We start from the raw sequence: 10,391 nt of genomic DNA, 5'->3' as shown, positions 1-10,391 counted from the left end.
TACAACTTCGGCCGCAGACTCAAAACACTCAGGGGCCTGACTCCCTACGAATTCATCTGCAAACAGTGGACAGATGAACCTGAACTTTTTAAAATTGATCCGATCCATCAAATGCCGGGACTAAACACTTAGGGTCTGTTGACATTTGCTGTATAAAAAAATAGCGAATAAGTAAAATTCAATCGCCAAACCAAATTCACTACTCGCTATGCCTCGTACAATGCTGAATGATCAACACTGGTCAAAGTTAGAAACTATTCTGCGTAATTTTGATATTTATCTCAAACGAAATCTTAGACATTTTATTGAAGCTATTCTTTATCGAATCAGAACAGGTTGCCCATGGCGAGATTTACCACCAGATTTTGGTAATCCAAATTCGATATTCAAAAAATATAGTCGATGGTCTAAACATAATAAACTGATAAAAATATTTAAATTAATCAGTAAACATACAGATAAAGAGTGGATTTTTATTGATGGTTCTCATATCAGGGCACATCAACACTCTGCTGGGTTAAAAGATCAAGCTATATCAAAAAGCATTGGTGGAAATAGTTCAAAAATACATTTAGCTGTTGATTCTTATGGTAATCCAATTGAAATTATCATCACGAATGGAACAACACATGATGTTAAAGTTGCGCCTGAGCTAGTTGAAAAATTAGATTTGGAAGAAACCGAGGTCTTATGTGCAGATAAGGGTTATGATTCTGAACCACTACGAGAGCAAATAAGGGCGACGAATACAAAAGCCAATATTCCCCGAAAGTCAAATACGCAGTCCAACAATAATCAGATGGACTGGAATCTATATAAAATTAGGCACTTAGTGGAAAATGCTTTTGCAAGATTGAAGCAATTTAGAGGAATAGCAACTCGATATGACAAGCTAAAACGTAATTATGAAAATGCTGTTGCTTTAGCTTGCATATACATTTGGTTGCCATTATGAAATGTCAACAGACCCTAATCTTGCACTCAAAAACTTCGGCTTTGCACTATACCTGTGTAATTTAAACAATCTTCAACGCGAATTCGTTGTACTCTCGGCAGCTGATCTAGATCAAACCAAGCATGGGCCGTATGTTCATCACTGAGCCTGATCTCAGCAGATGCAGCCAAATGACATCTAAAAATAAAGGCATGTGAGGTCACCGCCGAATGAAAATACACACCCGACAAATACTCGATCTGAACCTGACAACCGAGTTCTTCTTGGCACTCACGCAGCAAAGCCTGATGAATGGTTTCTCCCATATCCAAGGCTCCACCGGGTAGCCCCCAAGCCTGACCGGCATAATTGGCTTTCAGTAATAAAACCTGTCCTGCATCATTGGTCAGCACCGCATGAGAACTCAGTCGGTAAAAGTCTTGAAATGCCATAGATACCTTCTTCTTAAGTTGTTCATGTTGTCATTAAAAACATAGCCCCGCAAAACGGAGGTGGCTCAACCTGTACCCAATCTAAAGCTTTAGCGAGCTCAGTCTGGAAAATAAATCGGCTTTGACATTTTAGTTTCAAAGTCCACAGGCACCGAAATATGCTGATGGGCAACCAACCACTCACCTACTGTTTTTTGAAAACACAGCGTAGTTCTGCACCAAGGAATCTCTGGAGTTGCAACACCACTGGCATGATCCAATTTAGAATAACAATGTAAAAAAGCTAAACCGTCACGACTAAAAATATTGATGTTACGCCTAAACACTTTGATTTCCCCCTGAAAAAATGGGGCATATCGTCTCCACAATTCTTGATAGGCTTGCACACCTTGCAGCTCAAACCCAATATCAAACAAGCTGACATCACTCTGACAAAGACGAATGATATTTTGTACATCCATTTTACAAATGGCATCATCCCATTGTTTGAGTTTGAAGATAATTTCATGCCCTGCATGCTCATCTCCAACTAATCGAAAATCCACATCGCACTCCCACACTACAAATCAAACCGCATAAAAAAACGCGTGCGCCATCCATAGCAAACACGCGGTTTTCTTTAATTCTTAAAACAAGCAAAATATGTAATCTGATCTTAAGTCGTCAAATCCTTAATCGTGGTACTTGAACCATTGTTTTTGACCGATTCAATGCCTTTGTCTCGGGATTGCTCACTGGCATAAAACTGACTGGTACCAATAATCTGATGATTGGCAGCCTTTAAGTTAAAATAAGGTTTGCCATTTTTGGCTTCTAAGCGTTCATAACGCGTATCATCGGGGCTGTTTTTTTGCACCGACTCAATTCCATTATGTGCTGACGCTTTTGCTTTATACAGTTCACTGGTCAAAATGACCTCGCCATTTCCCGCTTTTAATACAAAGCGATATTGGCCATCATTTGCCTGACTTACTTCGTACCATCCTGACATAAGCTCACCTATTGTTATTTTAAAGTGATTGTAGATCCACCAAAACTGAATAAAAAAACATCCAATTTCATAAAATATAAATGACTTCTTTTATAAAAAAAAGTGCATTTACTACCAGCCCAAATTTTATTTTTTTAAGATAACAGCGCCATATGAATAACGCATGACAGCCACAAACCGTTTAAATGACATACTATCTCAGCCCAATAAACGGTTTGGCACTCTTCATAATTTTATGCTTTTAATACCAATTTGCTATAACTGCTTTTTGGCATTTCAATAATTTCTACACAAATTTGTACCGTTAAATCCTGAGGGGCTGTAAAGTTTTGCTGCAAAGTTTTAAGCAATTGGCTCGAAATGGCACACTTGGTGGCTTCATCTCGTCCGCTTAATAAGGACACTTTGGCATGCAAATAAGCCTGTGCATCGCCATCTACCCCAATCACAAAATCGGACTGTCGAATAGCACGACTTTTGATGTCATTGCCCGATTGTACAAACTGACCATCTAGCAAAGCTTGGTTTAACGCCAATAAAATCGGCTTAACTTCAAGGGTGTCGATATTGTCTGAATATTCAAGGTGGATATGTGGCATAGCGTATTCTTCAACAGATTTTTATCTTTATAGCATGCTGTGCTGGTGTTTCAACGTTTAAATGTCTTTTTAGAATGGCTGAAAAAACAAAAACGGAGTCTAATTGACTCCGTTTTAATCTCGAACTTCAAACTCAGCGGATTAGGCTTTTTTCACATACTCAGATTTCAGTTTCATCGCACCGACACCGTCAATCTTACAGTCAATGTCATGACCATCTGCGGCATCTGGCAGTAAACGAATATTTTTCACTTTGGTTCCGACTTTCACCACCGATGACGAACCTTTAATTTTTAAATCTTTAATCACCGTTACCGTGTCACCGTCAGCAAGTAAATTGCCGTTGGCATCTTTGATTGCTACCACTTCTTCAGTTGCTTCTCCCTCTTTCCATTCGTTTGAACATTCAGGGCAGATCAGCAAGTCACCATCTTCATAGGTATATTCGGACTGGCATTTTGGGCAGTTGGGTAAAGACATAAAAACCTCAAAAATAAAAAAAATAAGCAATTCATATTGCTCAAAACGCCAATATAGCATTTTTCAGATGAAAACGATGCGAATCACATATTTATTTTAAGGCTTTAACCTTGTCACAAGATGGATCAAATAAGGCTTAGAGCAATATAAATTTTAACTGTAATGGCATCACTACAACGCTTATTTTTGTTCCAAGCACTGCTTCAGAATCACCACATGGTTATGCTGTTCTTCTTTGGCTGCGGTGAGTAACGTGATCTGCTCTTGCACCGCCAATTGGCGCAAATCATTTAACTCGGTGGGATATGCTTCCAGTTCTTTCAGATAACGGACTTTAAACTCATCCCAGTGTGCCACCACGTCTTGGTGGTACCATTTCCGCAGTTCATTGGATGGTGTGAGAATTTTTGGCCAAACATCTATTTTAGCGTCAAGTTTTGAGACCCCTCGTGGCCACAACCGATCAACCAAAATCCGTTTGCCATCCTCTGCCTCGACAGGTGCATAAATCCGCTTCATGCGTATTGGCATGCAAAACTCCTTTTATTCTTTTATGCAACTTATTCAATTGTTCAACGATGACGAAGCACTATTCATCGGGAATGTCTGGATTCACTAAAAAAGCCAAGAGTTGCAACGACTCTTGCCAACCCAGATAACAGCCATCGACAGGAATCACATCGGGTAAACCAGACTGCGTAATATGAACCTCTGTACCGACAGATACTTCTTTAAACTCAACACGCACTTCAATTTTTCCTGCTAGTTCAGGTACATCGAACTCATCGGTATAGCGTAATAAACAGTTTTCAACAATTTCATGATAAGTGCCATGAAATGAATGCTGCATGCCTGTACTGAAGTTGGTAAAGAACATGCGATATTGACCACCTTCTCGCAAATCAAAGTGATCTACATGTGCGGTAAAGCCGTGTGGTGCCATCCACTTCACTAAAGCATCTGCGGTGGTAAAAGCACGATAGACGCGCTCGACGGGCGCACTAAATACGCGGTGTAATTGAACACTATTTGACATGATTGTTCTCGTTCTTTTCAAATATTCAGATTTATTTTAAAACGCTCAAACCCACATACTGTATTTTTTTTGTGCATCTTTTTTTTAAATAGCCAAACGTGGCCTGCTGTCTTTTTCTACCCACCAACAAAAAAAGCATGTTTTTCAACATGCTTTAAATTTGACCATTTTTTTTAAGCCTGACCTTGCTCATAATCCTCATCATCTTCGTCGTCATAGACATAGGCCATACAGCCCCAGCCATCATATTCGCCACCAAACTGTTCTGCAATTTTAGTAAACCATTGCTCTAAGTCGACAATGTCTGAATACTCAGGTTCCATGTACACATAGATGGTAATAATCCACTCAGATACGTCGCTTTCTTCATCGACAAACAAAGTGATTTTTTGCTCTTCTTGTAATAAATACAACGCACACTTTTCTGCTTGTGACTGCTCTTGAAAGGCAATTGAATATTCTATTTCATGCGGTTCAGATAGGTCGTCGCCATCCTCAGCCATTTGCCAAAGTACATTTCCGTTATCATCATCTGGATATAATTCATAATCACGTGTCATGCGTATGTCCTTGTTATCTTTTTAGCCAATATATCGTTGGCAAGTGACAAAATAGTGACTTCAACATAGCATATTTTGCTCATTTTTATAGCAGGTACATCTGATTTTTCGAAGGTTGTTTGGACTTTATTTCACGCTGGCTTTGCCGTGTTAGTGTAAAACCCGATCTTCAACTAAAATGTCCGCTTGAAACTGTAAATCGCTGCTTTTTAAGCTTTCTAATAAGGCTGCAAATTTTAGTTCTTCTAGGCGTAAAGCCAAATAACTGTCTTGTATACGAGTATGACCAAAGGCCGCACCATAGTGATTGATGAGGGTAAAGTCATCCTGCAAAGCTTGAATCAAAAGACCAAGATTGTCTTTACTCACACGTTGTAAATAAAAATCTGCTTTCGTATTAAACAACTGTGAAACCAAAACCATCACCGATAATCGTCGATGTTCATCCATAAAAGCGCAGGTCACAACATCATTTTGCTCAACCGCACGAATCACCTGTTGCCGAACTTTCAGTAAATGACCAGCCGCATCCGTTTTCCCATAGCCTTCGATGAGTTCATCTAATAACTGCTCCGAAGGCAGTTGATAACTTTGGCTGTAGGTTTCAATTTTATGGTGTAAGGCCTTTGATATTTCAGCCAGATGTTGTCGCTCTTCAGCCATGTGAAAAAAAGCACCCAGTTTTTCTCTGGCGCGCTGCATGGTAACTTCTTTGGCTTTACGCTCATACTCCGTTAAGAAGTGATGTACTTTTTCAATGCGCTGCCGACATTGTTTAAGCATCTGTTCAGCATCAAATTTGACTGTTTCAGCAAACAATTCAACTTGGTTGTGTCGTTCAATGACATAGTGTTCGACATCAATAATTTCTTGGTAAGGACTCAAAGTTTCGTTACGTTGTCTGAGTGTTCCAAGCTCAATTCTTAAACTGGTCAGCCGATGTTGTAATTCACTTTGCTGCTGTTCATAAACTTCTAAACTGTTTCGGCTGCGCTCTAAATTGCTTTCTAAGGATTCAATCTTCTTTTTTTGGGCAAGGCTGTGTATTTTTTGCCCGCATATAACCGCACACAGCAGCACAAGAATGACAGCGAATACATAAAGCATGGCCTATCTCCCTACGGAAACGTCATTTTTCTTTTAAAGACTCAGCTGTAAGAACACATGAAACTCGAACAGTAAGCCTTGGAACAGACAAACATATTTTCATTCAATTTCAATCAATCGTGACCATGGCCAAAAAGCCAAACTCAAATGTTAATTTCAACAAAGATAAGCACACTGGATAAAACTGCACTTACACAACTTACGCTAACGTTTTTTTAAACTACTCGATATCCCAAATTTTAAGTATTTCTCAAAATATAAATAAAGTGTGACACAGTTAAAATGGCACTCGTCCATGAATCGCGACCGATTTTCCACTTAAAGGCTGCTGAAAGGCGAGAAAACTGGCATGTAAGGCCATACGTTTTAATGGGCTTCGTGTCGGCTCAGGGTGATACAACTTATCCCCTGTAATTGGATGCCCAATATATTGCATATGCACACGGAGCTGATGTGAACGCCCCGTAATCGGAGTCAGTAAAACTCTCGTAATATCGGTCTCAGTATCATAGCTAAGAGCTTGATAAAGTGTTTTTGCAGGTTTGCCCAACTCAAAGTGTACGATCTGCCGTGGGCGATTTTCCCAGTCAGTAATCAGGGGGACTTCAACACTGCCTTCAGCATCCAACTGGCCTTGAACTAAAGCAATATAGTGTTTGTCCACCGTGCGGGCTTGGAACATTTTACTGACGGCGACTTCGGCCTCGCGGTGCTTGGCAAACATTAAAATCCCCGAGGTCGCCATATCTAAACGATGGGTAATTTTGGCATGTGGGTACTGCGCTAAAACCCTTAAATAGGCACTGTCTTGGTGTTCTGGTAAACGTCCTGGCACAGACAACAAGCCCGCAGGCTTTTCAATCACCACCAAATCATCGTCTTCATAAACGATTACCAAGTCTTCTTGGGGCGGTGAATATATAAAGTTGTCATTTAGAGCCATAGGAATAACAGCATACAAAAGCGAGCGCGAAAAATAGCAAGCTGTGTTTCTGCTGTCAATCATTCACCAAATATGGAAAACAGCCTTAATCCTAGGCGTCCATCACCCTATATAAAACCAGCTTTTTAGCAGGGCTGATTGGATTGAAAGTTTAAAATTAAATGATGTAAGTGAAACTACAACAGCAGGATTTTTCGATTTTCGCTGGAAATATTAAAATTTATTTTTTGATTTATCTTTTATTCGAGTTCAAATTTTTTAGGGTGTCTGGGAAAACATGTTGTTTACTTCAACTATCATAACTTTGTAAGTGATGATCTTATAGCCTATAAACTTTTGATTTATAGCGTCCTAAGCCGAATCAAGACCTTTTGGGTAAGTACTACTCACGCGTTTTGCGCCACTGGTAGCATGCTACTCTTTTCGATCCCGTCACACCCTTGAGATATAATTTAACAATCCAAGGGCGGGATTGTTTCCCGAAGATAAAGTCTTTTTGGCTATTTTTGGAAAAAAATCTTGGCTTTCAGGTTATCTAAAAAATATTTTCCCAAATGCAGCGTATTTATGATTTTTTTCTCACATAAAAGCGCTTTTCTCAGGATTTTATTTCTTTGCTACATCACAGATGAGAAATTCAACTTCCTGCACAGACCTGCATCAGCTGAATGAGATTCCCGTAGGTATCATCAAAGACTGCAACTTTGACTTTTCCGGCCCGCATCGGTTCACTAGTAAAGCGCACCCCTAAGTTTTTGAGCCGTTCATATTCCGCATCAAGGTCATCTACTTGAAAAGAAGTATAGGGAATTAGATCTGCTTTAATTGCGGCCTTAAATGGCTGTGCCGCGGGATGTGCATCAGGCTCCAGTAGCAGTTCAACACCCTCTGGACTTTCGGGTGAAACCAAGGTCAGCCAACGATAATCACCCACAGGTACATCATGTTTGATTTTAAAACCGAGTTTTTCTGTATAAAACTGACAGGCTTTTTCTTGGCTATCGACCATGATACTGGTGACATATATTTTCATTGTTGTTCCATATTTTTATCAGACTTTTAATGGTTATAGCAGAACTCAAAGCGTTCCAATGTTATCAAATCGCAATTTTTTTAAAGCCGTTTTCGTAAACCAAAGCGCCAATTTGTTTGGTCACAGTTAGAGCAAATATTTGGATAAATTCGGGGCAATATAAAAGTTTAAAATAGAAGAAAATATTTGAATGGATGTATCTTTTATCGTGTTGTTTTTATCATGTTGTTTCTAGGGATCAGGAGATAACTTCAACGATTAAAACTGGGTAAGTTCTAAACTTTTGCCTATAAATGGATAATCTATAGCGTCCTAAGCCGAATCGAGACCTTGTGGGTAAGTACGACGCTGATCTGATAGATAACGAGTCGCAAACTACTCTTTTCGATTCCTGTGCCCTTAAACGCTATATTAAGCAAATTGGTGCGGGATGAATTTCCTAAGATCGGCTAATTTCAAGCGATGATGAAAAATATTTCCATAAATAAAATTAGATTTGATAAAAACATTCATAATGACAATTGAATCATCTATTTCATCGCATAAAAATGAACTTCTATCATTTTTTACACCATCATTTCAGAACGTTTAAGTCCCCATATAACCTTGCAACCAAGTTGCAATAAACCACCACAAACTGATCGCGGACATACCACAGAGTAAATTAGCTAAAACTTTCTGCAGATTACTGAGCTGAGACAGATAGATTTTTCGGTTAATCACATAAGCAACAACGGCTAAGGCTCCACCGATTGCACCACCAATCATCACTAAAAACAAAGGCCAACCTGCCATCAAATGAGCAGCCGTACTCAGCTTAGGTTTCTCTGCAGCACTCAAGAGCAGTTCTTTATTTTCCATCGCTTTCCCCTATACATAATCCAAGCAGTCATGTGACTGATGCCTCAGACTCACGTCACTCATAAAAGTGCATTTTGAGATATAAGTTAGCAAAAACTAAGCCAACACTATTCAAGACTCAGATCATCGATGTCCTGAATTTTGCTCAAATACAGCGGAGCAACACTCACTTTGCTCCATATTTCTTTAAATTTAGGGTCGCTATCCGAGTCTTTGTTGAGATTTTCTCTGACCAGCTTCTTAGCCGTGAGAAAATTGACACTGGTTTCACTGTTCACATAAGGGCCAAAATTATCGGAGCTGTCATAGCCAATCAAGCGCATATCACGCCCCTCTAAACGAAACTGATAGGCCCAATATCCATAACGGCCATGGGCATAATGTAGTTTTAACAGGCCTTTTTCGATAGAGGGCACCAACTCAGGCGCAAAGTACACACCGCCATCTTCATTTTCTGAAGAAAACAGTGACAGGTTCTGAACGACTTTTTGGTAGTGCCCTTTGGTATTCAACAGCACAATCACACCACGGCGGTTGCGATCTAGTTTTCCACGGTATTCATCGGTGACCCATTGTTTCGGATCTGTACCTTTGACGATTAAAACCACATCTTTTAAGCCATCTTTGTTTAAATCCCCTTGCACGACCTCATACACCGTATATTTTGCGGGAAGGTAAGCTTGGTATTGGTTGGTGGCTTTGTGTCGCTGAATATCCGCTGCGCTTAAGTTTTCAGCACAGAGATTGGTGGATATACCCAACATTGCAGCGAACATTAGAGAAGTGAGAATGAACTGTTTTTTCATAGTTTTGTTAATTTTTTAAATAAAGTAGGTAAAAGAGCACACTAATAAATGCTTCATTTTTGGCATCTGTGCTGAAGCTTAGCATTTAACAGAAGTCTATTTGTAGAATGTTCTACAATTAAAAACAGATGACTGTATCCATGTCATATTTTGATTGCTGCCGTTGAAAACTTTCGGCTAAAGTGGCGAAAGACCATTCAAATACGCTTCATCATGAAAACCAAAACTGCCCTGCTGATGCTGTGCCTTGCGCTTTCCCTCAGTGCATGCAAAGTGTTAAAAACACATATCGTTAAAGTCACCAGCTCAACTGAAACACAGCCAAATGAAGTATTGTTAAAAACCACCAAAGGCTATGTGTACTTATCGACACAGAACATGACGGAAAAACAAAAGCACATCCTAAAAAATCTGCGCCCTTTTCAGTGTTTGGAAATTAAAACACCTGAACAGTTTGCTATGCAAAACCGAGCAGTACGATTTTCTGACTTTAAAATTCGCGCTTTAGTTGAAGCTGACCGAGAGTGTCGAAAAATTAAGGTCACGACCCGAATTGAAATTCATTAATGTTGTAATGCTTAAAAATAGA

Annotated in this window: 15 protein-coding genes and 1 pseudogene; 3 read left to right on the top strand and 13 right to left on the bottom strand. The window is 39.5% G+C overall.

What is annotated here, in order from left to right; translation table 11 throughout:
* Positions 1-132: pseudogene (locus MF4640_RS18950) on the top strand (IS481 family transposase); the annotation flags it as partial.
* A 76-nt stretch (positions 133-208) separates the two neighbouring features.
* The gene (locus tag MF4640_RS06460; RefSeq protein ID WP_078389058.1) at positions 209-955 is read left to right on the top strand and encodes an IS5 family transposase; all 747 of its coding nucleotides are present in this window, start codon (positions 209-211) and stop codon (positions 953-955) included.
* Between the two features lie 26 nt (positions 956-981).
* Here MF4640_RS06460 and MF4640_RS06455 read toward each other — a convergent pair whose 3' ends face one another.
* The 13 genes from MF4640_RS06455 to MF4640_RS06395 all read right to left on the bottom strand — a co-directional run bounded on the left by MF4640_RS06455 (position 982) and on the right by MF4640_RS06395 (position 9,802).
* Positions 982-1,386, bottom strand: coding sequence for an NUDIX hydrolase (locus MF4640_RS06455; RefSeq protein WP_078389057.1), 405 nt, complete (start codon positions 1,384-1,386; stop codon positions 982-984).
* Between the two features lie 98 nt (positions 1,387-1,484).
* Positions 1,485-1,931: a YybH family protein gene (locus tag MF4640_RS06450; protein ID WP_078389056.1), complete on the bottom strand. Its 447-nt coding sequence runs from the start codon at positions 1,929-1,931 to the stop codon at positions 1,485-1,487.
* A 110-nt stretch (positions 1,932-2,041) separates the two neighbouring features.
* Positions 2,042-2,377 (bottom strand): YegP family protein, encoded by a 336-nt coding sequence (locus tag MF4640_RS06445; protein WP_004695228.1) that lies wholly within the window; start codon positions 2,375-2,377, stop codon positions 2,042-2,044.
* A gap of 233 nt (positions 2,378-2,610) precedes the next feature.
* Complete coding sequence (locus MF4640_RS06440) at positions 2,611-2,976, bottom strand: 5-carboxymethyl-2-hydroxymuconate Delta-isomerase (protein ID WP_078389055.1); 366 nt, start codon at positions 2,974-2,976, stop codon at positions 2,611-2,613.
* 141 nt (positions 2,977-3,117) lie between these two features.
* The gene (locus tag MF4640_RS06435) at positions 3,118-3,456 is read right to left on the bottom strand and encodes a zinc ribbon domain-containing protein YjdM (RefSeq protein ID WP_004695225.1); all 339 of its coding nucleotides are present in this window, start codon (positions 3,454-3,456) and stop codon (positions 3,118-3,120) included.
* A 180-nt stretch (positions 3,457-3,636) separates the two neighbouring features.
* Complete coding sequence (locus tag MF4640_RS06430; protein WP_078389054.1) at positions 3,637-3,987, bottom strand: DUF488 domain-containing protein; 351 nt, start codon at positions 3,985-3,987, stop codon at positions 3,637-3,639.
* A 58-nt stretch (positions 3,988-4,045) separates the two neighbouring features.
* The gene (locus tag MF4640_RS06425; protein ID WP_004983064.1) at positions 4,046-4,492 is read right to left on the bottom strand and encodes an SRPBCC family protein; all 447 of its coding nucleotides are present in this window, start codon (positions 4,490-4,492) and stop codon (positions 4,046-4,048) included.
* Between the two features lie 173 nt (positions 4,493-4,665).
* Positions 4,666-5,052 carry a ribonuclease E inhibitor RraB gene (locus MF4640_RS06420; RefSeq protein WP_004695219.1) on the bottom strand — a complete coding sequence of 129 codons (387 nt, stop codon included), beginning with the start codon at positions 5,050-5,052 and terminating at the stop codon, positions 4,666-4,668.
* Positions 5,053-5,202: 150 nt separating this feature from the next.
* Positions 5,203-6,159, bottom strand: a complete 957-nt coding sequence (locus MF4640_RS06415) for a DUF5660 family protein (protein WP_078389053.1) — start codon at positions 6,157-6,159, stop codon at positions 5,203-5,205.
* Between the two features lie 277 nt (positions 6,160-6,436).
* Positions 6,437-7,102, bottom strand: a complete 666-nt coding sequence (locus tag MF4640_RS06410; RefSeq protein ID WP_078389061.1) for an RluA family pseudouridine synthase — start codon at positions 7,100-7,102, stop codon at positions 6,437-6,439.
* A 637-nt stretch (positions 7,103-7,739) separates the two neighbouring features.
* A complete protein-coding gene (locus MF4640_RS06405) occupies positions 7,740-8,135 on the bottom strand; it encodes a VOC family protein (RefSeq protein ID WP_078389052.1) in 396 nt (131 codons plus the stop codon).
* 588 nt (positions 8,136-8,723) lie between these two features.
* Positions 8,724-8,996: a hypothetical protein gene (locus tag MF4640_RS06400; RefSeq protein WP_005400275.1), complete on the bottom strand. Its 273-nt coding sequence runs from the start codon at positions 8,994-8,996 to the stop codon at positions 8,724-8,726.
* 107 nt (positions 8,997-9,103) lie between these two features.
* Complete coding sequence (locus tag MF4640_RS06395; RefSeq protein WP_171263861.1) at positions 9,104-9,802, bottom strand: hypothetical protein; 699 nt, start codon at positions 9,800-9,802, stop codon at positions 9,104-9,106.
* A 213-nt stretch (positions 9,803-10,015) separates the two neighbouring features.
* Here MF4640_RS06395 and MF4640_RS06390 point away from each other — a divergent pair, with 213 nt between their 5' ends.
* Positions 10,016-10,369 (top strand): hypothetical protein, encoded by a 354-nt coding sequence (locus tag MF4640_RS06390; RefSeq protein ID WP_005400273.1) that lies wholly within the window; start codon positions 10,016-10,018, stop codon positions 10,367-10,369.
* Positions 10,370-10,391: the final 22 nt, after the last annotated feature.

The sequence above is a fragment of the Acinetobacter sp. MF4640 genome (assembly GCF_002018895.1).
Classification (GTDB): Bacteria; Pseudomonadota; Gammaproteobacteria; order Pseudomonadales; family Moraxellaceae; genus Acinetobacter; species Acinetobacter johnsonii.
This window is presented reverse-complemented; position numbering and strand designations above follow the sequence as displayed.